19 protein-coding genes are annotated in these 21,669 nt (G+C 69.0%); 11 read left to right on the top strand and 8 right to left on the bottom strand.

Going from position 1 to position 21,669, the window contains the following annotated elements; genetic code table 11:
* Nucleotides 1–13: 13 nt before the first annotated feature.
* From rsmB to def, 3 genes are all read right to left on the bottom strand, one after another.
* Nucleotides 14–1,345, bottom strand: a complete 1,332-nt coding sequence (rsmB, locus tag AC06FA_RS00840; RefSeq protein ID WP_478066704.1) for a 16S rRNA (cytosine(967)-C(5))-methyltransferase RsmB — start codon at nt 1,343–1,345, stop codon at nt 14–16.
* A gap of 3 nt (nt 1,346–1,348) precedes the next feature.
* A complete protein-coding gene (gene fmt, locus AC06FA_RS00835) occupies nt 1,349–2,272 on the bottom strand; it encodes a methionyl-tRNA formyltransferase (protein WP_478066703.1) in 924 nt (307 codons plus the stop codon).
* Nucleotides 2,273–2,393: 121 nt separating this feature from the next.
* Nucleotides 2,394–2,906 carry a peptide deformylase gene (gene def, locus AC06FA_RS00830; RefSeq protein ID WP_312709771.1) on the bottom strand — a complete coding sequence of 171 codons (513 nt, stop codon included), beginning with the start codon at nt 2,904–2,906 and terminating at the stop codon, nt 2,394–2,396.
* 129 nt (nt 2,907–3,035) lie between these two features.
* On the opposite strand from def, the gene AC06FA_RS00825 reads away from it, so the two are divergent.
* From AC06FA_RS00825 to AC06FA_RS00785, 9 genes are all read left to right on the top strand, one after another.
* Nucleotides 3,036–4,163, top strand: a complete 1,128-nt coding sequence (locus AC06FA_RS00825; RefSeq protein WP_478066702.1) for a LysM peptidoglycan-binding domain-containing protein — start codon at nt 3,036–3,038, stop codon at nt 4,161–4,163.
* Between the two features lie 89 nt (nt 4,164–4,252).
* Nucleotides 4,253–5,374, top strand: coding sequence for a DNA-processing protein DprA (gene dprA / locus AC06FA_RS00820; protein ID WP_478066701.1), 1,122 nt, complete (start codon nt 4,253–4,255; stop codon nt 5,372–5,374).
* 43 nt (nt 5,375–5,417) lie between these two features.
* Nucleotides 5,418–5,891, top strand: coding sequence for a DUF494 family protein (locus AC06FA_RS00815; protein WP_312709766.1), 474 nt, complete (start codon nt 5,418–5,420; stop codon nt 5,889–5,891).
* Nucleotides 5,892–5,931: 40 nt separating this feature from the next.
* Nucleotides 5,932–6,684 carry a GYF domain-containing protein gene (locus tag AC06FA_RS00810; protein ID WP_478066700.1) on the top strand — a complete coding sequence of 251 codons (753 nt, stop codon included), beginning with the start codon at nt 5,932–5,934 and terminating at the stop codon, nt 6,682–6,684.
* Between the two features lie 47 nt (nt 6,685–6,731).
* The gene (locus AC06FA_RS00805) at nt 6,732–7,661 is read left to right on the top strand and encodes an RDD family protein (RefSeq protein WP_478066699.1); all 930 of its coding nucleotides are present in this window, start codon (nt 6,732–6,734) and stop codon (nt 7,659–7,661) included.
* A gap of 215 nt (nt 7,662–7,876) precedes the next feature.
* Nucleotides 7,877–10,348 (top strand): DNA topoisomerase I, encoded by a 2,472-nt coding sequence (locus AC06FA_RS00800; RefSeq protein WP_478066698.1) that lies wholly within the window; start codon nt 7,877–7,879, stop codon nt 10,346–10,348.
* 71 nt (nt 10,349–10,419) lie between these two features.
* Complete coding sequence (tsaC, locus tag AC06FA_RS00795; RefSeq protein WP_478066697.1) at nt 10,420–11,010, top strand: L-threonylcarbamoyladenylate synthase type 1 TsaC; 591 nt, start codon at nt 10,420–10,422, stop codon at nt 11,008–11,010.
* Between the two features lie 43 nt (nt 11,011–11,053).
* On the top strand, nt 11,054–11,749 hold the full coding sequence (locus AC06FA_RS00790; RefSeq protein WP_478066696.1) for a DUF4124 domain-containing protein: 696 nt from the start codon (nt 11,054–11,056) through the stop codon (nt 11,747–11,749).
* A gap of 136 nt (nt 11,750–11,885) precedes the next feature.
* Entirely contained in the window at nt 11,886–12,605 is a 720-nt protein-coding gene (locus tag AC06FA_RS00785) for a hypothetical protein (protein ID WP_478066695.1), read from the top strand.
* A 58-nt stretch (nt 12,606–12,663) separates the two neighbouring features.
* Here AC06FA_RS00785 and AC06FA_RS00780 read toward each other — a convergent pair whose 3' ends face one another.
* Entirely contained in the window at nt 12,664–13,440 is a 777-nt protein-coding gene (locus tag AC06FA_RS00780) for an SDR family oxidoreductase (RefSeq protein ID WP_199933431.1), read from the bottom strand.
* Nucleotides 13,441–13,549: 109 nt separating this feature from the next.
* On the opposite strand from AC06FA_RS00780, the gene AC06FA_RS00775 reads away from it, so the two are divergent.
* Entirely contained in the window at nt 13,550–13,756 is a 207-nt protein-coding gene (locus AC06FA_RS00775; RefSeq protein ID WP_478066694.1) for a hypothetical protein, read from the top strand.
* 51 nt (nt 13,757–13,807) lie between these two features.
* Here the strand turns inward: AC06FA_RS00775 and sppA are convergent, their stop codons facing one another.
* From sppA to AC06FA_RS00755, 4 genes are all read right to left on the bottom strand, one after another.
* A complete protein-coding gene (gene sppA / locus AC06FA_RS00770) occupies nt 13,808–15,730 on the bottom strand; it encodes a signal peptide peptidase SppA (protein WP_478066693.1) in 1,923 nt (640 codons plus the stop codon).
* 116 nt (nt 15,731–15,846) lie between these two features.
* Nucleotides 15,847–17,211, bottom strand: a complete 1,365-nt coding sequence (locus tag AC06FA_RS00765) for an MATE family efflux transporter (RefSeq protein ID WP_478066692.1) — start codon at nt 17,209–17,211, stop codon at nt 15,847–15,849.
* A gap of 245 nt (nt 17,212–17,456) precedes the next feature.
* On the bottom strand, nt 17,457–18,020 hold the full coding sequence (locus AC06FA_RS00760) for a DUF3106 domain-containing protein (RefSeq protein WP_478066691.1): 564 nt from the start codon (nt 18,018–18,020) through the stop codon (nt 17,457–17,459).
* On the bottom strand, nt 18,013–19,014 hold the full coding sequence (locus tag AC06FA_RS00755) for a hypothetical protein (RefSeq protein ID WP_478066690.1): 1,002 nt from the start codon (nt 19,012–19,014) through the stop codon (nt 18,013–18,015). Before AC06FA_RS00755 ends, AC06FA_RS00760 begins: the two co-directional genes overlap by 8 nt.
* A gap of 413 nt (nt 19,015–19,427) precedes the next feature.
* Here AC06FA_RS00755 and AC06FA_RS00750 point away from each other — a divergent pair, with 413 nt between their 5' ends.
* Nucleotides 19,428–21,605, top strand: a complete 2,178-nt coding sequence (locus tag AC06FA_RS00750; RefSeq protein WP_478066851.1) for a primosomal protein N' — start codon at nt 19,428–19,430, stop codon at nt 21,603–21,605.
* Nucleotides 21,606–21,669: the final 64 nt, after the last annotated feature.

The following is a 21,669-nucleotide window of genomic DNA, read 5'->3' as shown; positions in this document are numbered from 1 at the left end:
GCGATTGAAAAGGTCAGGCTGTTTTTAGCAGACGCGCGTAGAAAAATCCGTCAGCGTCATCGCTTCCGGGCAGGCGCTGGCGGGCGATGCCCTCGCAGTCCACGCCGAAAGCGTCGCCCAGCGGCGCCGCCTGCGCGTCCGGATGCCACTTCAGGAAGGCCCGCACCTGGTCCACGTTCTCGGCCCGCAGGATCGAGCAGGTGGCGTACAGCAGCACGCCGCCGGGGCGCAGCATCGACCAGCAGGCTTCCAGCAGGCGTGCCTGCACGCCCACCAGCGCCTCGATGTCCTCGGCCCGGCGGTGGAACATCACGTCGGGCTGGCGGCGGATCACGCCGGTGGCCGAGCACGGGGCGTCCAGCAGGATGGCGTCGAACGGCGTGCCGTCCCACCAGGCCGCGGTATCACTGGCGTCGGCCACCTGGGTCTGCGCGCCCTCGCCCACACCGGTGCGGGTGTAGGTATCGCGGGCCCGTGCCAGGCGCCGGGCGTCGATGTCCAGCGCCAGCAGGCGCAGGCTCGGGTCGCGTTCCAGCAGGTGCGCCGACTTGCCGCCCGGCGCCGCACAGGCATCAAGCACGCGTGCGCCCGGCGCGGGCGCCAGTGCGTCAGCGGCGCATTGCGCCGACAGGTCCTGCACCGACAGCGCGCCGTCGGCAAACCCCGGCAACTGGTTTACCGGCACCGGCACCGACAGGCGCAGGGCGTCGGCGCACAGCGGGCTGGGCTCGGCGGCAATGCCGGCCTCGGCCAGCGCCGCCAGCGCCTTGTCACGCCCGCCCTGCTGCCGGTTCGCACGCAGCCACAGCGGCGCCGGTTGCAGGCTGGCCTCGAAAATGGCGTCGGCCTGGGCCGGCCAGTCGCGCTCGACGGCCTGCGCCAACCATTCCGGGAAGGCATCGCGGGCCGGCTGCGGCGGGAACCCTTCTCGCTGGGCGCGGCGCAGGATGGCATTGACCAGCCCGGCCTGGCGCTCGCGGCCGAGCGCGCGCGCGGCGTCCACCGTGGCCGACAGCGCGGCATGGGCCGGCAGTTCCAGCACGTCCAGCTGGGCAAAGCCCACCATCAGCAGCGTGCGCAGGTCGGCATCGCGCGCCGACAGCGGCTTCTGCATCCAGCCCTGCAGGGCGGCGTCGTAGGTACTGCGCCGGCGCAGCACGGCAAAGCACAGGGCTTCCAGCAGGGCGCGGTCGCGGGTGTCGGCCAGCTTGGGCAGCGCCCACGCCAGCTCGGCCTTCAGCGAACGGCCGCGGGTGAACACCTGGGCCAGCACGCGGGCGGCCAGCATGCGGGTCGCTGCCCCGGGAGCGGCCTTGGCCACCGAAAAATCGTTCTGCTTGCCCACCGGTTACACCCCTGCGCGCAGATCGCGGCGCGCGTTGAGGTAATCGGCGGCGGTGATCGCCTTGCCGCCCTCGCGCTGCAGCACGCGCAGGCGCAGTGCGCCATGGCCACAGGCGATGTCGATGCCTTCGCGGCCCGCCACCAGCACCGTGCCCGGGGCCTGGCCATGGGCCAGGTCCAGCGCCACCGCGCCATGGATGCGCACGCGTTCGCCCGCCAGCGTGGCTTCGGCGATCGGCCACGGATTGAAGGCCCGCACGGTGCGCGCCAGCACGTCGGCCGGCTGCGCCCAGTCCAGCTTCGCCTCGGCCTTGTCCAGCTTGTGTGCATAGGTCACGCCCTGTTCCGGCTGCGGCCGCGCCACCGGCTTGATGCCCGCACGCAGCAGGCCCAACCCATCGGACAGCACCTGCGCGCCCAGTTCAGCCAGCTTGTCGTGCAGCTGGCCGCCGGTATCGGTGGCGGCAATCGGCAGTTCCTGGTGCAGCAGCACCGGGCCGGTATCCAGGCCGGCCTCCATCTGCATCAGGCACACGCCGGTGCTGGCATCGCCCGCCTGGATGGCACGCTGGATCGGCGCGGCGCCACGCCAGCGCGGCAGCAGCGAGGCATGCACGTTCCAGCAGCCATGGGTCGGAATGGTCAGCACCGCCCTGGGCAGGATCAGGCCATAGGCCACCACCACCATCAGGTCCGGCTGCAGATCGCGCAGCTGCTGCTGTGCGGCTGCATCCTTCAGGGTTTCCGGCTGGTACACCGGAATGCCACGGGCCACCGCTTCGAGCTTCACCGGCGAGGGCGCCAGGCCACGGCCACGACCGGCCGGGCGATCCGGCTGGGTGTAGACCGCCACGACTTCATGGTGGCGGGCAGCGGCGCGCAGCGACGACACCGCGAATTCCGGCGTACCGGCAAAGACAATCCTCATGGCGACCCCACTTGCAGGATGATTTCGTGCAGAAAAAAGAACGGCGCCATGGTCAGGCGCCGTGCAGCCCGCGCGCTGGGCGCAGGCGCGGACCGGCGCAGCGGCCGGCCCGGCGTGGCGATCACGCCACGTGCTTGCGTTGCTTGGCCAGCTTCTTGCGCACCATCTCGCGCTTGAGCGGCGACAGATAGTCGATGAACAGCTTGCCGTCCAGGTGATCCATCTCGTGCTGCACGCAGACCGCCAGCAGGCCGTCGGTGGTCAGCTCCTGCGGCTGGCCCTGGCGGTCCAGGAACTTCACGGTGATGGTGTCGGCACGGGTGACGTCAGCGAAGATGCCCGGCACCGACAGGCAGCCTTCCTGGTACACCTGGCCCCCGTCCTTGGCGACGATTTCCGGGTTGATGAACACCCGCGGTTCGTTCTTCTCTTCGCTCACGTCGATGACCATGAAGCGCTTGTGCACGTCCACCTGGCTGGCGGCCAGGCCGATGCCGGGGGCTTCGTACATGGTCTGGAACATGTTGTCGATCAGTTCCTGGAAGGCCGGCGTGGTGACCTCGGTGGCCTCGATCAGGGCCGCCTTGGTGCGCAGGCGCGGGTCGGGGAACTCAAGAATAGGGAGCAGAGCCATGGCAGTTTCCGGGTAGGGGGCCGGGGCAACGCCGGCATACGTCGCAGATTCTATCTGCAACGCTTGCCTTGCGCCCCGGTTTCTGGACTATAGTGCGCCAACCTGTTGGGGAATCAGGGCTTCGCACCTATGTTGCTTCGTTTTCGTACGGTCCTCGCCGCGGCGATGCTGACCGTGGCTGCCTATGCTACCGCCGTTGAAGTGAATGGCGGGCACCCGGACACCTATGTGGTCCGCAAAGGGGACACGCTGTGGGACATTGCAGGGAAATTCCTGCAGAAACCCTGGCTGTGGCCCGAGATCTGGCAAGCCAATCCGCAGATCGCCAATCCACACCTGATCTACCCGGGTGACGTGCTCAGCCTGGCCTACCTGGACCGCGTGACGGCCAAGCCCGGCCCGCGCCAGGAAGCGCCCGTGACCGGGGTGCCGCTGGCCCAGGTCGAGCCGTTCCTGAAGCAGCTGAGCGTGGTGGACAGCATTGACGGCCTGCCCTACGTGGTCGGCCTGGAAGACAACCGCCTGCGCGCCACCGGCGGCCAGACCGCCTATGTGCGCCTGGAAGATGCCCAGCCGGGCCAGCGTTGGGCCGTGGTCCGGCCGACCGTGCGCTACGGCCAGCCCAAGCCCACCGAGGACCTGACCGCCAATGGCGATGTCACCCCGGCCAGCGGCAACCTGTGGAAGGCCTTCAATGCGCCCAACCACCGCCGCGGGGTGCTGGGCTATGAACTGGCCCAGGTCGGCCTGGGCACCATCACCCAGGTGGCCGGCGACAAGACCGAAGCTTCCACCCTGGTGCTGGACAGCAACGCCAATGGCCGCGAAGTGCGTGCCGGCGACCGCCTGGTGCCGGTGGAAGCACAGCCGTACGACCTGCAGTTCTTCCCGCACGTGCCAGCGGCCAGCGTGGAAGGCGTGGATGTGCGCGTGCTGGCTGTCACCGACATGTTCGATGCCGGCGGCCCGCGCGATGTCATCGCCATTTCCGCCGGGCGGGCGCAGGGCGTGGACAACGGCACGGTGTTCTCGCTGTGGCGCCAGGGCAGTCATGTGGCCCACCGCATGAAGTACCCGACCTCCTCGCGCATGGATGACGCCCGCAACACCGGCCCCGGCCGGGTCACCCTGCCGGACGAGTACGCGGCCCACGCGATGGTGTTCCGCACCTTCGACAACGTGAGCTATGCGCTGGTGATGCAGGGCGTGAAGCCGGTGAAGGTCGGCTACAGCGCGCTGCACCCGGACGCGAAGTAAGGGCGGGCCGGGCACGCCCGGCATCCCCTGACACGCACATGCGACGGCGCCCTAGGGCGCCGTCGCTGTCTGTGGCCGATAGTCGGCCGATGGACGAAACCCACGCCTTGTTGACCCTGCTGCTGGCCGAAGGGCCGCTGGCGCCGCGCCGGGCCCTGCTGCACAGCACCGGCAGCGCCCAGGCCGCGCTGGCCCTGGGCATGGCTGGCTGGCGCGCGCATGGCTGCACGCCCGCGCAATGTGCCGCACTGCACGGCCCGGATGCGCGCGCACTGGGCACCGCCCGGCACTGGCTGGACGCGCCGGACCACCACGTACTGGGCTGCACCGACCCGGCCCCGCCGCCGCTGCTGCAGGACCTGCCCCACCCGCCGCTGGCCCTGTTCGTGGCTGGCGATCCCAGCCTGGCCTGGCGACCATCGGTGGCGGTGGTTGGCAGCCGCTCGCCCACGCCCGGGGGGCGAGCGCTGGCCGCACGGTTTGCCACCTGTTTCGCTGAGGCCGGGCTGGCCGTCAGCAGCGGTCTGGCGGCCGGCATCGATGCGGCCGCCCACACCGCGGCCCTCGAGGCCGGCGGTTGTACCGTGGCCGTGATCGCCACCGGGCCTGACCTGGCCTATCCCCCCGGCAATGCCCGGCTGCAGGCGCGCATCGCCGCCGAAGGCGCGGTCCTGAGCGAATACCCGCCCGGCACCGCGGCCCGGCCCGGGCAGTTCCCCGCGCGCAACCGCCTGGTGGCCGGACTGGCGCTGGCCACCGTGGTGGTCGAGGCCGCCCAGCGCTCGGGCGCGCTGATCACCGCCCGGCTTGCGGCCGAGGCCGGACGCGAGGTCTGCGCCGTGCCGGGTTCGGTACTGAACCCGCGCGCGGCCGGGTGCCACCGGCTGATCCGCGACGGCGCCGCTCTGGTCGAGCGCCCCGAAGACGTACTGGAACTGCTGGCCCCGGCCCTGCGCCAGCACCTGCCGGGCTTGCAAAGCCGGTTGGCGGCCCCCACTGAACAGGCAGTCTCGACAGCCCTGCCGGCCCAGTGGGCCGGTGACCGCAACTACCAGACCTTGTGGCGCGCGCTGGACCACGACCCAATCAGTATGGATTCATTGATCACGCGCTGTGGATTGACGGCGCCGGAGGTGTCCTCCATGCTGCTGGCCATGGAACTGGCGGGAATCGTGGTGTGCGTACACGGCCGCTACTGTCGAACTCCCTAGTTTCTTCACCTCCACAGCGTCGCCCGACGCAGGCCGAGGGGCAATGAAAGAGAGCATCCTGGACGTACTGCTGTACCTGTTTGAACACTATTTCAGCGAAGATGCTGACCTGATCCGTGATCGCGACTCGCTGCAGAATGGCCTGATACAGGCCGGTTTCAGCCCCACCGAGATCAACAAGGCGTTCGACTGGCTCGACGCGTTGGCTGCCCAGCGGCCCAGCGTTTCGCAGGCCCGGGTCGACGGCCCCGTGCGCATCTACCACGGCCCCGAGCTGGACAAGCTGGACGTGGAATGCCGCGGTTTCCTGCTGTACCTGGAACAGCACGGCATCCTCGATGCCGACCAGCGCGAGCTGGTGCTGGACCGTGCCATGGCCCTGGACCAGGACGAACTGGACCTGGATGACCTGAAGTGGGTGGTGCTGATGGTGCTGTTCAACCAGCCCGGCGCCGAGGCCGCCTACGCCTGGATGGAAACCCAGATGTTCGTGGACGAGCCAGAACCCCTTCACTGACCGTACACTTGGGGGCCGTGCGCATTCAGGAGCGTCCCCCGTGAGTGAGTGGTTCCATGCAGAAGGCAATCGCCAGCAAGGCCCGTTGCCTGCGGACCAGTTGATCGCGCTGTTCCGCAGCAACCAGATCAACCTGGACACCCTGGTGTGGCGCGACGGCCTGCCGCAATGGCAGCCGCTGCGCAGCGTGGTCGATGAGCTGGGCCTGATCGTGCCGGCGATGGATGCACCGGCATCGGTCGAACCGCCTCCGCCGCCGGCGCCGGCGCCACCGGACGTTCCGCTGCCGCCCACCCTGCCGCCGGCCACGCCGTATGCGGCGGCCCCGGCCATGGCCGCGCCTGCGCCGAAGAAGGGCCTTTCCGGCTGTGCCATCACCGCCATCATCGGCGGTGGCCTGCTGCTGATCCTGATTCCCATCTGCGCCATCCTGGCCGCGATCGCCCTGCCGGCCTACAACGACTACACGCTGAAGGCCAAGGTGGCCGGCGCGATCACCGCGCTGCAGCCGCTGAAGGACCAGGTGCAGCATTTCGCCGACGACCAGGGCCGCTGCCCCGGCGCCAACGATGCTGGTTTCCCGGGCGCCGGCGATTTCGCCGCGCAGGGCCTGTCGGCCGTGCATATCGGCCGCTTCAACAATGGCCACTGCGGCATTGAAGCCACGCTGTCGGTACCGGGCAAGAGCATCGACGGCGACCTGCTATGGCAGGAATACGACCGCGACAGCGGCCGCTGGGAATGCAGCGGCGAAAGCGACGACAAGTACCTGCCCGTCGCCTGCCGCGGCTGAACGGCACAGGCCTCCATCACCAAGGACGACCCAACAGGGGACATGCAATGACCGAGTGGTACTACGCAGAAGGACAGCAGCGGCAGGGACCGCTGCCGGTAACGGAGATCCGCCAGCGCTTCCAGCGCGGCCAGCTGACCCTGGACACCCTGGTCTGGCGCGAAGGCATGGGCCAATGGGCCGCCCTGCGCCAGGTGGTGGATGAGCTGGGCCTGCAGACCCTGGCCGATGCCAGTGCGTCCAACGCCAGTGGCGGCTTCGACCTGCGCGGCGACTACGCCGCCATCGACAATGGCACCGCGCCGCTGCCCGGCACCGGCCCGCTCAGCAGTTCGCCCTATGCCGCCCCCGGCACGTCCAGTGGCGCCTACAGCCAGGCCATACAGGGCGGCGAAGTGGTCTACGCCGGCTTCTGGAAGCGCTTTGCCGCCTACCTGATCGACTACTTCGTGCTGCTGATCCCCAGCTGGATCATCGGTGCCATCCTGGGCGTGGGCATCGGCGCCGGCCTGGGGGCGACCGGCACCGCCGGCACGGCCGCCGAAGTGACCGCGCAGATCCTCAGTGGCTTGTCCGGCCTGGTCATCGCCCTGCTGTACTACGGGTTCTTCCACGCCTCGCGCGGCGGCGCCACCCTGGGCAAGATGGCCATCGGCATCAAGGTGGTGCGTGGCAACGGCGAGCGCCTGACCCTGGCCCGCAGTATCGGCCGCTACTTCGCCACCATCCTCAGCAGCCTGACCCTGCTGATCGGCTACCTGATGGCCGCTTTCACCGACCGCAAGCAGGCCCTGCACGACCTGATCTGCGACACCGTGGTGGTGGACCGCTGGGCCTTCACCGACCAGCCGCAGATGCAGCGCCACGAACTGGGCACCGTCACCATCGTGGTGCTGGTGATCGGCGGCCTGCTGATGCTGGCCGGCTTCGTGTTGCTGATTTTCGCCATCGGCATGATCGCCAAGATGGCCGGCTGACCGGACCCGCCCGGGCGGCCTTCTGGCAGCGGTCGTCACGCCGCGCTGCTTGACACCGGCCGCCCGGACATGATTCCTCTAATAAGGAAACCTGAACGCCCGGCACACTACCGGGCGTTCAGTTTATGGAATTTCCCGTGGCCGCTTCACTAATGCGGCCGTTTGCTCCACCCTAGCGGCCCCTTCCCCCGGTCCGCCCACAGACCTTTCCCGACATGCCCAAGCACCTGCTCATCGTCGAATCGCCGGCCAAGGCCAAGACGATCAACAAATACCTCGGCAAGGATTACACCGTCCTGGCCTCGTATGGGCATGTGCGCGACCTGATCCCGAAGGAAGGCGCGGTCGACCCGGACAACGGGTTTGCCATGCACTACGACGTGATCGACAAGAACGAGAAGCACGTCGATGCCATCGCCAAGGCTGCCAAAGGCGCCGATGACATCCTGCTGGCGACCGACCCGGATCGCGAGGGTGAGGCGATCAGCTGGCACATTGCCGAGATCCTGAAGGAACGCGGGCTGGTCAAGGACAAGCCGATGCAGCGCGTGGTGTTCACCGAGATCACCCCGCGCGCCATCAAGGAAGCGATCAACCAGCCGCGCGCCATCGCCAGTGACCTGGTGGACGCGCAGCAGGCGCGCCGCGCGCTGGATTACCTGGTCGGCTTCAACCTGTCGCCGGTACTGTGGCGCAAGGTGCAGCGCGGGCTGTCCGCCGGCCGCGTGCAGAGCCCGGCGCTGCGCATGATCGTCGAGCGCGAGGAAGAGATCGAAGCCTTCATCGCCCGCGAGTACTGGTCGATCGGCGCCGAATGCGCGCACCCGTCGCAGCACTTCAACGCCAAGCTGATCAAGCTGGACGGGCAGAAGTTCGAACAGTTCACCGTGACCGACGGCGACACCGCCGAGGCCGCGCGCCTGCGCATCCAGCAGGCCGCGCAGGGCTCGCTGCACGTGACCGACGTGGCCAGCAAGGAGCGCAAGCGCCGCCCGGCCCCGCCGTTCACCACCTCCACCCTGCAGCAGGAAGCCTCGCGCAAGCTGGGCTTCACCACCCGCAAGACCATGCAGGTGGCGCAGAAGCTGTATGAAGGCGTGGCGATCGGCGACGAAGGCACCGTCGGCCTCATCTCCTACATGCGTACCGACTCGGTGAACCTGTCGCAGGATGCGCTGGCCGAAATCCGCGACGTGATCGCCCGTGATTACGGCATTGCCTCGCTGCCCGACCAGCCCAACACCTACCAGACCAAGTCGAAGAACGCCCAGGAAGCGCACGAAGCGGTGCGCCCGACCTCGGCCCTGCGCACGCCTGCGCAGGTGTCGCGCTTCCTGACCGACGACGAGCGCAAGCTGTACGAGCTGATCTGGAAGCGTGCGGTGGCCTGCCAGATGATTCCGGCCACGCTCAACACCGTCAGTGTCGATCTGTCTGCCGGCAGCGAACACGTGTTCCGCGCCAGCGGCACCACCGTGGTGGTGCCCGGCTTCCTGGCCGTGTACGAGGAAGGCAAGGACAACAAGAGCGCCGAGGACGAGGACGAAGGCCGCAAGCTGCCGGCGATGAAGCCCGGCGACCGCATTCCGCTGGAACGCATCCTGGCCGAACAGCACTTCACCCAGCCGCCGCCGCGCTATACCGAAGCGGCGCTGGTGAAGGCGCTGGAAGAGTACGGCATCGGCCGTCCCTCGACCTACGCCTCGATCATCCAGACCCTGCTGTTCCGCAAGTACGTGGAAATGGAAGGCCGCAGCTTCCGTCCGTCCGACGTCGGCCGTGCGGTGTCCAAGTTCCTGTCCAGCCACTTCACCCAGTACGTGGACTACGACTTCACCGCAAAGCTTGAGGACGAGCTCGACGCCGTCTCGCGCGGCGAAGAAGAGTGGATCCCGCTGATGGCCCGCTTCTGGGAGGCGTTCAAGGAACTGGTGGAAGACAAGAAGGAATCGGTCGACCGCGCCGAAGCCAGTGGCGCCCGCGAGCTCGGTACCGACCCCAAGACCGGCAAGCCGGTCAGCGTACGCCTGGGCCGTTTCGGGCCCTACGCCGCCATCGGCAGCACCGCCGAAGATGCCGAGGAAAAGCCCAAGTTCGCCTCGCTGCGCCCCGGCCAGTCGATGCACACCATTTCCCTGGAAGACGCGCTGGAACTGTTCCTGATGCCGCGCGCGCTGGGCGAAGACAACGGCGAACCGGTCAGCGTCGGCATCGGCCGCTTCGGTCCGTTCGCCAAGCGTGGCAGCACCTATGCCTCGCTGAAGAAGGAAGATGACCCGTACACCATCGACCTGGCCCGCGCCGTGTTCCTGATCGAAGAGAAGGAAGAGATCGCGCGCAACCGGATCATCAAGGAGTTCGAGGGCAGCGACATCCAGGTGCTGAACGGCCGCTTCGGCCCGTATATCAGCGACGGCAAGATGAACGGCAAGATCCCCAAGGATCGCGAGCCGGCATCGCTGACCCTGGCCGAGGTGCAGCAGCTGATGGAAGAAACCGGCAAGCCGGTGCGCAAGGGCTTCGGCGCCAAGAAGGCGGCCGCGAAGAAGGCCCCGGCCAAGAAGGCGGCAGTGAAGAAGGAAGCCGCACCGAAGAAGGCGGCTGCGAAGAAGGCCCCGGCCAAGAAAGCGGCCAAGAAAGTGGCGAAGAAGGCAGTCAAGAAGGCAGTCAAGAAGGCCGCAAAGTAGATCCACGCCATGCGTGGATGCTCTGCAGAGGGGTGGCAGGTTCCACCCCATCTGCACGCAGCAGGGGGATAATGAACCCCCACGCCGGCCCGGTTGCCGCCATGAAAGAACTCACTCTGGACACTGCTGTCGCCACCCTGCGTGGCGGCGGCGTGATCGCCTACCCGACCGAAGCGGTCTGGGGGCTTGGTTGCGATCCTTCGCACGAGGCCGCGGTGCACATGGTGCTGCGGCTGAAGCAGCGCCCGATCGAGAAAGGCATGATCCTGGTGGCGGCCGACCTGGCCCAGCTGCAGGGGTGGGTGCGCCTGGAGGCCCTGCCCGACGCGCGGCAGCGTGCGGTGTTGGCCAGCTGGCCCGGCGCCAATACCTGGATCCTGCCGGCCGGCCCGCGTGCCCAGCCCTGGATTACTGGTGAACACAGCGGCATTGCCGTGCGCATCAGCGCCCACCCGCTGGTGGCGGCGCTGTGCCAGGCCTGGGGTGGCCCGCTGGTGTCCACCAGCGCCAACCTGGCCGGGGAACCGCCAGCACGCACCCGCCAAGAACTGGACCCGCGCCTGCTGCGTCTGCTGGACGGCGTGCTGGACGGCGAGACCGGCGGTCTGGCCCAGCCCACCCCGATCCGGGACGCCCTCAGTGGCAACGTGCTGCGCTCCTGAGCCGAGGATTGCAGCGGCGCCCGGCTTGGCGCACGCTGCGCGCATGTACCTGCTGCGACCCGCCCTGTGCCTGGCCCTGCTGCTGCCGCTGAGCGCGCTGGCGGCCGACGACGTGCGCATCTATCGCTGCGTGGGCAGCAACGGCGCGGTGGCCCTGCAGGACAAGCCCTGCAGCAGCGGCCGCCAGGAAGTGCGCGACATGCAGCGGCCGAAGGACCCGCCCCCGCGCGTGGTCAGCACCGACGCCGCACCGCTGGAGCGCACCGATACCCCCACCCTGCGTGAGCGCGAAGTGCGCCATGTGTACGTGCAGCCGCCGCAGCCGATGTACGAATGCGTGGCCGAGGACGGCAGCCGCTACACCAGCGACAGCAACGAAGGGAACCCGCGCTGGGTGACGGTGTGGGGCAACGTCTGGTACCCGCGTGGCCGCCCTGGCCCCGGCTACAGCCCGCACCCGGGGCCGCGCCCGGCCGCCGGCAACAGCATCGGCCCGCCGATCGGCGGCACCGTGCCCGACCGCCGCCCGCCGCCGGTGGGCTTCAGCCTGCCGGCCGGCAATGTGCTGGTGCGCGATTCCTGCACTCCGTTGCCCGCGCAGGAAGTCTGCGCGCGCCTGCGCGATCGCCGCTGGGAACTGGACCGCCGCTACAACAGCGCGCTGCAGAGCGAACGCACGGCCATCACCACCGAACAGCGCGGCATTGATGCGCGGCTGGGCCGCGATTGCGGCGGTTGAAGCGCCCCGCGCCGGTGCGATGGGGCCAACCAAGGTTGGCCACTACCGGGGTGTCGGCAACCCAGGTTAGCCGCCGGCGGTTCCGCCCGCTTTGGTAGCTGCCCACCTTGGTGGGCAGTCGCTGTAGGCTGCACGGATGAAGAAACTGTTCTGGCTGGCGCTGTGCCTGCTTCCCACCGCAGCCGCGGCCGACGCGCAGGTGATCTACCGCTGCACCGGCAGCAGCGACGTTCCAACCGTACAGCGCGTGCCCTGCGCGGAAGGCCTGCGGCAGGAGATCGTGCGCCTTCCCGGCTCCACGCCGGCGGCACCGACCGCTCCGCCAGATGCCGCCCCCACGCCCCCGCCCGCAGCCGTTCCGGCACCGGCCCCCGCCGCCGTCGAGCCGGCACCGGCACAGGCCGGCGACGAACGCATCATCAGCGAAGCGCGGATGGTCGAGCGCCCCGACGACAACCTGATCCTGGACAGCGCGCAGCTGCCCCACGACGACGCGCACACCCAGGCAGACGGCAACGCACCGCCGAAGCCGCCGCTGCCGCCCATCTTCCAGTGCACCGACGCCCAGGGTGGCGGTTACCTGCACGAGTACGAGGCCGCTCCCGGCCGATGCGAGCTGCTGCAGGTACAGGGCCTGGGCGGGGTGACCCCGGCCAATGCGGCCAGCTGTGAAGTGGTGACCGACCACTGCAGCGAAGTCAGCGAGGCCCAGCGCTGTGGCAGTTGGCAGCAGCGCTTCCGCAATGCACGCGGGCGCGAACGCTTCGCTACCCCGGATAACCGCGATGCTGCGCGCGGCGAACGCGAACGGCTGCAGGCGGTGCTGGCGGCCAGTGATTGCGCCGTGCCTGAGTGAGCTGCCGAGGGGGTCAGAGCCCTTTCCTCTGGAAAGGGATCCGACCCCGGCGAAGCGATCAGAACCCGTAGCGCAGGAAGCCGCCGTCCACGGCGATGCATTCGCCGGTGACATAGCTCGACGCCGGCAGGCACAGGAAGCCCACTGCCGCCGCCACTTCTTCCGGTTCGCCGATGCGGCCCATGGGCGTGCGCGCGATCACTTCTTCGTAGTAGTCCGGGTCGGACAGCGGCCCGGAGGTGCGGCGCGTGCGGATGTACCACGGGGCCACCGCGTTCACCCGGATGCCGTCTTCGGCCCATTCCACAGCCAGGTTGCGGGTCATCTGGTGCATGGCCGCCTTGGTCATGCCGTAGACCACGCCACTGCGCACATGGGTCAGGCCGGAAACGCTGCCCACGTTGACGATGGACGACGCCGCATGCCGCGCCAGCAGCGGGTGCGCATAGCGCGACAGCTCGAAGGCAGAGAACAGATTGGTTTCGAAGATGCCGCGCCACTCGTCTTCGGAATACTCGGTGGCCGCCTTGGTGATGTTGCCGCCGGCATTGTTCACCAGGATGTGCAGGCCATCGCTGTGGTCTTCCACCCAGTCCAGGATCTGCCGGCGGTCCTCGTCATCGGACACGTCGGCGGCCAGCGCGTGCACCTGCATCTGCGGGTACACGTCCAGCAGCTCGTCGCGCGCGGTTTCCAGCATGTCGATGTCGCGCCCCACGATCATCAGATCGGCGCCGAAGCCCGCCAGTTCATGGGCAATTGCCAGACCGATACCGGCGCTGGCGCCGGTGATCAGTGCGGTCTGCCCGTCCAGGCGCCATCGTTGCTGGGTCATGTGTCCTCCGGGCCGCGGCCGCTGTGTTTCGATGCGCAAAGGATACGCGTCACAGCGCGCGGCTGCCGACGGTGCGACACTGCGCCATCGCCCACCCCGGAGAGCCGCGATGCGTCTGTTGATTCCACTGTGTCTGTCGGCCGCGCTGCTGGCCGGGTGCCAGCGCCCTGCCCCACCGAACCCGGAAAAACCACCGGAACCGCAGGCGCTGGCCAAGGCCATCAACCAGCCCCTGGACCGCGCCAAGAGCGTGCAGCAGACCGTGGACGAAGGCGCCGAGCGCGAGCGCCAGGCCGAGGCTGACGCGACGCAATGATGGGGTGGGGTCAGAGCCCTTTGCTGCGCAAAGGGATCTGACCCCGTCCGGTCAGAAACCGCAGAAGCAGTAGGCCAGTGCCTTCACCGGGGCGCCGTTGCCCTTTTCGCGGGCGGCGTTTTCGACGAAGCGCAGCTGCGTGTCCACTTCCGGCATCGTGCGGGCCAGCATCAGGCGGGCCATGCCCGAATCGGACAGCATCCACGCGCCGGCGCGGCTGCCGGCGAAACCGCTGACGAACTGCGCAAACGGCGTGGCGGCCTTTTCGATGTAGCGCACGCGGTACTTGTCGGCGTTGCCGAGCTTGGCGCGGCCGGCAGCATCGGCCACCGCATCCTTCAGGCCACCGAACGCATCGACCAGACCGCGTTCCTTGGCCTGGGCACCGCTCCACACGCGACCCCGGGCCACTTCATCGATGGCTTCCACCGGCTTCTTGCGCGCTTCGGCCACACGGCCGGTGAAGTCGGCATAGCCCTTGTTGATCACCGACTGGATCACCTGGCCGACGGCCGGGTCCATTTCGCGGGTGACATCGAACGCACCGGCGAAGCGGGTCGTGCCCACGCCATCGGTATGCACGCCGATCTTGTCCAGCGCGCGGCTGAAGTTCGGGATCATGCCGAAGATGCCGATCGAACCGGTGATGGTGGACGGGTCGGCATAGATGCGGTCGGCGTTCATGCTGATCCAGTAACCGCCGGACGCGGCCAGGTCACCCATGGACACCACCACCGGCTTGCCGGCGGCCTGCAACGCCACCACTTCGCGGCGGATCTGCTCGGAGGCGAATACTTCACCGCCGGGCGAATCGACGCGCAGTACCACGGCCTTGACGTGCTCGTCGTCACGCGCGGCACGCAGCAGGGCCGAGGTCGACTCGCCGCCGATACGGCCGGCCGGCAGGTCACCGCCGCTGATCTCACCCGACGCCACCACCACCGCCACCTGCGGACGGCTGTCCACCGGGTTGCGGCGCGCATCGAGCTGGGTGAGGTAGCCACCGAAATCGATGTTGCGGAAGCCACCGTCGGCGTCTTCATCGGCCACGCCGCGGTCGATCATCAGATCCTCGAATTCCTCGCGGGTCTTCAGCGCGGTCACCAGCTTCTGCTGCAGGGCGAACTTGGCCAGATCGCCACCGGCGGCGGCCACGCCTTCGGGCAGGGTGTCGATGCCGGCGGCCAGCTGTGCCGGGTCCAGGCGGCGGGCCTTGGCGATGTCGCCCAGGTAGCGCTGCCAGACATCGTTCATCCAGAACAGATCGGCTTCCTTGGATGCCGGCGACGCGGCATCCAGCACATAGGGTTCGGCGGCCGACTTGTACTCGCCTACCTTGAACAGGTGCACGTCCACGCCCAGCTTGTCCTGCAGGCCGGTGCGGAAGTACTGGCGGTAGCGGCCGAGGCCTTCCAGCACCACCGAGCCCATCGGGTCCAGGTAGACCTCGTCGGCCTGCGCGGCCAGCAGGTACTGCGACTGCCCCATGCTCTGGCTGAAGGCCACGACCTGCTTGCCCGACGCGCGCAGATCCTGCAGCGCAGCGGCCACTTCACGCAGCGAGGCGAAACCGGACGGCTGCAGCTTGTCCAGCTCCAGCACCACGCGTTCGATCTTCTTGTCGTCCTTGGCCGCTTCGATGACCCGGATCAGGTCGCGCAGCTGCACTTCCTCGGCGCTGTTGTCGCCCACGGCCTTGGCCAGCGCGCGGCTGACCGGATCGGCGCTGAACTGCTCGACCAGGCGGCCTTCGGGCGCGATCACCAGGGTGGTGCGGTCCTGCAGCGATTTGCTGGCACCGGCACCCATGCCGGCGGCGACGATGAACATCACCACAAACACCAGCAGCAGGCCGAAGAACACCAGGTTCAGGATCAGCCTGCGGGTGAAATTCATCACGTCCCACAGCCCGATGAAGAAACTGGCGACGGGGTTGCGACGTGCCGGGGGCAGCGGGGGCACGGGTTGGTTCATGGAGCGCTCCGGATGGCTTCTTGCCGTGGTACCAGCATAGCCGGTGCCGTGTGAGCTGGCACCGGACACAAGTCAGGGGATCACCCGTCACGGTCGGCCGTGACGGACGCAGGGGTTCAGGACAGGACCGACTGGCCCACCTTCAGACTGCTGCGGCGCAGGCGCCAGCCCATCAGGATGGCCGCGGCGGTCAGGCCGACGATCAGGCCGATCCACATGCCCTGCGGGCCCATGCCCAGGCCCAGGCCGAGCCCGGCGCCGAGCGGCATGCCCAGGCCCCAGTAGGCGAACATGGCGATGAACATCGGCACGCGGGTGTCCTTCAGGCCGCGCAGCGCGCCGGCCGACAGCACCTGGATGCCGTCGGGGAACTGGAAGGTGGTCGCGTACAGCAGCAGCGTGGAGGCCAGCCCGGCCACGGCCAGATCGTTGGTGTAGACCCCGACGATGGCATCGTGGCCGAACAACAGCACGGCCGCCGACAGGGTCTGGGTGCCCATGATGATCGCGTAGCCGGCCCAAGCCGCACGGCGCACGCCGAAGCCATCGCCGCGGCCGACCGCATGGCCCACGCGCACGGTGGTCGCTTCGGCCACGCCCATCGGGATCATGAAGCACAGCTGCGCTACGTTGATCGCGATCTGGTGCGCGGCCGCTTCATTGGCCCCCAGCCGACCGATCAGCAGCGCGGTGACGATGAACAACCCGCCTTCCATCAACACGGTGATGCCGATCGGCAGGCCCGTGCGCAGCAGGTCCCAGATCGCCGCCGGGCGCGGGCCTTCGAAGTGCGAGAACAGCTGCAGGTGGGCGAAGCGCTTGGTGAACCACAGGTAGGTGGCGAAGGCGATGGCCTGCAGCCACATCATCACCGCCGAGGCGATGCCCAGCCCTTCGGCGCCCATTTCCGGGAAACCCAGCTTGCCGTTGGCCAGCACGTAGCCCATGGGCGCCAGCACCAGCAGGCCGCCGAAGCCCAGCAGCATGGTCGGCAGGGTCCAGTGCATGCCTTCGCTGAGATAGCGCATGCAGAAATACAGGGTGAGCGCGGGCCCGCCCCAGCGCACCGCATGCAGGAAGGCGGTCGCGCCCGGCACGATGTCCGGCGCGATGCCGAAGGCCGGCAGCAGCGGCGGCACCAGGGTCAGGAAGGCGAACATGATCAGCCCCAGCCCCAGCGCCAGCCACAGCGCCTGGCGGAACAGCGGGCCGATCTCGCGCTCGCGGCCGGCGCCATGCAGCTGCGATACCGAGGCGGTGAGCGAGATCAGGGTGCCGATCGGAATCAGCATGGGCAGCCACAGCAGGGCCGTGCCGATGGTGACCGCCGCCAGCGTGGCGGTGGCGTGGTGGCCGGCAATGACGTTGTCGACGAAGGAGATCAGGCCGGTGGATACATGGCCCAGCACCAGCGGCAGGGCGAGCAGACCGGTCGCGCCGACTTCCTTGCTGAAGCGCGGCGTGGAGGTTGCGGTAGACATGGGAAATACAGAACGCCAACTACGGTTGCGCGCGAAGGGCACAGGCACCGGGTTGCGGGCCGCCATCTTACGGCCAAATGGCCCTGCATGGGCGCGAACGTCGGCTGGGTGCGGGCGAATGGGTGCGGGCGACGGGGTAGAGTCGACCGTTGGTCGACTGCGCTTCGCGTAAACCCCCGCGCTGCGCGCGGTAGTCGACCAACGGTCGATTCTACCCCGCCGATTCCGCGGCGAATCCCCCGGCGCTACTGCCCGGCCTGGCGCTTCAGCCAGCTGTCACGCTCGGCCGGCTGCAGGGCCAGGAAGGCACTGCGCACTGCATCGCGTTCCTGCGGCGGCGTACGCTGGGCCACCAAGGTCAATTGCGACAGTTGTGCCGGGGTAAGCGCGCGCAGCACTGTCAACGCCGCTTCGCGCTGCTCCGGTGGCACGAAGCCGAACAGACCGTGCAGCTTGGGGAACTGCTGGCCCAGTTCGGGGCCCAGCCGCCAGCCTTGGCGGAAGGCCTGGTCCTGCGCCTGGAACTGCTCACGCAGGTGCTGCTGCTGGGCCGCCGGCAACGCGGCAAAGCGCGAAGCGGCCACGCGGATGCGCTCACGTTCGCCTTCCGGCAGCGCGCGCCAAGCGGCGTAGTCAGCCCTGCGCTGGCGCTGGGTGGCCACGTCCAGGCTGGCAAAGGCCGCCGGCGAAGCGGCATCGACCGCGCGGGCCGGCTCGGCCGTGGGCGCAGGCAGGTTCAGGGCATTCGGCGCGGCGGCGGACCACAGCGGCAGGGCCAGCAGCGCACTGGCCAACAGGAACTTATTCATCGGCGGCAGAGGTTTCCAGCGCGGCACCCACCGGCTCGGGGTGGGTCGGTTTGGGTTCGGATTCATCCACCGGCAGCGGGCCGCCGGCGGCGCTCCACGCGTACAGATCGGCGTCGGCCACCAGCGGGTAGTCGCGGTCAGCCAGCATGGCGGCGTCATCGGTCGCGTGGCTGTCGACCGCGCCTGCGGCCGGCACGTCGGTGGGCGGCAGGGATTCCACGGTCACCGGGCCCGCTTCGGCCACCACACCTTCCGGCAGCGGCGCGTCACTGGCGGTGTGCTGCCCCTGCCAGTGGCGCCAGCCCAGCGCCGCAGCCAACAGCACGGCGACGGTCACCAGCAGGATGAGTGGGCCGCGCCAGCGCGGGCGCGCGTTCGGGCGGCGGCGCTTGCCGGCCGTGGCCGTGCGTTCGTCGCGGTCGGGGGCGCGCCAGCCCGTGGTGGGGCCCTGCGGGTTGCTGGCCGGGGCGGCGGGCTGCTGCAACTGCTGCAGGCGCTTGGCCGGCAGGTCACGGATGCGCAGCTGCACCTGTTCGGCCAGCCCGCGCCAGGCGACGGCATCGGGCTGGCCCTGCGCGTCGCGCGGGCAGGCCGCGGCCAGCAACTGCTGGTAGCCGTTCTCGTCGGTGTCCAGCACCCGCGTGGCGATGCCCTCGTCCAGGCTGCCGCCTACCCGCAGCAGCAGGGCCAGGCGCGGCAGCGGGTCCATGCCTCCCAATGCCGCCAGCGACGGCGGCCACTGCCCGGTGGACGGTTCACGCAGGGCCTGGCGCTGGCCCAGCAGGGTCCAGAAGCGGGCCGGCCACTGCGCCATGGGCAGATCGCTGGCGACCGCCGCGAAGGCGCGCATGACCGCCACCAGGGTCTGTTCGGCGCGGGCAGGGTCACCGCATTGCAGTTCGGCGACCACCAGCGCGCGGCGCTCGACGCCACGCAGGAACGCCGACAGCGCGCCGGCCGCGGTCGAGGAAACAGGGGCGGGCACAGCCGTCATCGGTCACTCCAAAGGTCTGCCGGCATGATAGCGGCAGGCCCTTGGCGGCCGGCAGGGCTTGCGCCCACCGGCACTTCGTGCTGCAGGTTGTGCACAGCATCAAGACCTGACTTGGCGCATGCGGGATGGATCGGTGAATTCACCGTGTTTCAGCATTGTTTCACACATAAGATATTGATATTAATCATGTTTTTATTGTGGCTATTTTTTGACCAACGCAAGCGTGAGGCCGTCGCCATCGGCTTCCCGGCACATCGCCGACCGGTAACGCACAAACTTATCCACAGAAGATGTGGATAAGACTGAATCTCTAATAGCCGCCTGCATTTAGGTGAAATTTATGAATGCCACGACGTCGCGGCCGGGGTCAGGCGCCGGCCATGCGCGCGCGCATGGACCGCTACACTGCACCGATGCCCGCACCGATTCCGACCCTGCAGGTCGCTCTGCCTGTCCCCCTGCCCCGCCTGTTCGACTACCTGGCCCCGGACGGCCAGGCGCCGACCGATGTGGTGGGCTGCCGACTGAAGGTGCCCTTCGGCAACCGTGAGCTGGTGGGCCTGGTGGCCGGCCAGGGCCAGGTAGAGGATGCCCAGGGGCTGCGCCAGGCACTGGCCTGGCTGGACCCGCAGCCGCTGCTGCAGGGCGAGCTGTGGCAGAGCCTGCAGTGGCTTGCCCGCTACACCCACGCACCGCTGGGCGAGGTGGTCAGCACCGCCCTGCCCGGCCCCCTGCGGCATGGCGAGCCCCTGCCTGACACCCACCACTGGGGCTGGCAGCTGACGGAAGACGGCCAGGCCCAGCGCGGGACGCTGCGCGCCGGCAGCCGCCCCCGACAACTGGCCGAACATCTGGCCGACGCCGTGGTGGACGAAGACGTGCTGGCTGCCCGCATGCCCGACTGGCGCACGGCGGCCCGCAGCCTGGCCAAGCGCGGCCTGGCCGAACGGGTGGCGCTGGCGGTGGCACCCCGCCATGCGCAGCCGTTGCCCGGCCCGACGTTGAACCCCGACCAGGCCGACGCCGTGGCCGCAATCACCGCCGCTGACGGCTTCCAGCCGTTCCTGTTGGATGGGGTGACCGGCAGCGGCAAGACCGAGGTCTACCTGCAGGCCATCATCCATTGTCTCGCACAGGGCCGGCAGGCGCTGGTACTGGTGCCGGAAATCGGCCTGACCCCGCAGACCCTGGCGCGCTTCCGTGGGCGCTTGGGCATTCCGGTACACGCGCTGCATTCGGGTCTGAATGACAACGAGCGCGCACGCGTGTGGGCCGCTGCGTCGCGCGGTGAGGCACGGGTGATCGTCGGCACCCGTTCGGCCGTGTTCACCCCGCTGCCGCAGGCTGGCCTGCTGATCGTGGATGAAGAGCACGACGGCAGCTACAAGCAGCAGGACGGCATCCGCTACCACGCGCGCGACTTCGCCCTGGTGCGGGCCAAGGCATTGGGCATTCCGGTGCTGCTGGGCAGCGCCACGCCCTCGCTGGAATCGCTGCACAACGCCTATGGCGGCCGCTACACGCACCTGCGCCTGAAGCAGCGCGCCGGCGAGGCGCGGCCACCGCGGGTGCGCATTCTGGACGTGCGCAAGCGGCCGCTGCGCGATGGGCTGAGCGACGAAGTGCTGGCCGGCATTGGCGAACACCTGCAGCGCGGCCAGCAGGTGCTGGTGTTCAAGAACCGCCGCGGCTACGCGCCGGTGCTGCTGTGCCACGACTGCGGCTGGACCGCACCGTGCCAGCGCTGCGATGCGCCGATGACCGTGCATGGCGGCGGCCGTCGCCTGCAGTGCCACCACTGTGGCGCCCGCCAGCCCGCACCGCTGGCCTGCCCGGCCTGCGCCAGCCTGGCCCTGCAACCGCAGGGCATCGGCACCGAGCGACTGGAAGAACACCTGGTCAGCGCCTTCGCCGATTACCCGGTCGTGCGCATCGACCGTGGTACCACGACGCGGCGCGATGCGCTGGAACAGCAGCTGGCGAACCTGGGCGACCAGCCCGGCATTCTGGTCGGCACGCAGATCCTGGCCAAGGGCCACGACCTGCCCAAGCTGACCCTGGTGGTGGTGGTGGGCATCGACGAAGGGCTGTTCTCGGCCGATTTCCGCGCCAGCGAGAAGCTGGCCCAGCAGTTGATCCAGGTGGCCGGTCGCGCCGGGCGCGCGCGCGATCCTGGGGAGGTCTGGCTGCAGACTCATCACCCGGGCCACCCGCTGCTGGAGACCCTGGTCAGCGGTGGCTATCACCCGTTTGCACAGGCCGAACTGAACCAGCGCCAGGCCGCCGGCTTCCCGCCCTTCGCGCATCTGGCACTGATGCGTGCCGAAGCGCAGCAGGTCGAGCATGCCAACGCCTTCCTGCTGGCGGCGCGGCAGCTGCTGGGCGAACAGAACGTAGTGGAGGCCTATGGGCCGATGCCCGCGCCAATGCCACGCCGCGCCGGTTACCAGCGCACGCAGCTGCTGTTGTCGGCACCGCAACGGCCACCGCTGCATGGAGTGCTGGCGCAGCTGGTGCCGCAGCTGTACGCGCTGCCGGAAGCACGCAAGGTGCGCTGGTCGCTGGATGTGGACCCGACGGATCTGTATTGAGCGGTGCGGGGTGGCCTCCGACGGGCATGGCCCGGCGCTACCGTGGTGGCCGACGGTGCGGGGT

Source organism: Stenotrophomonas sp. Steno-C17 (assembly GCF_056393165.1).
The sequence above is the reverse complement of the archived record's forward strand: the minus strand, read 5'-3'. Positions and strand labels throughout refer to the sequence as shown.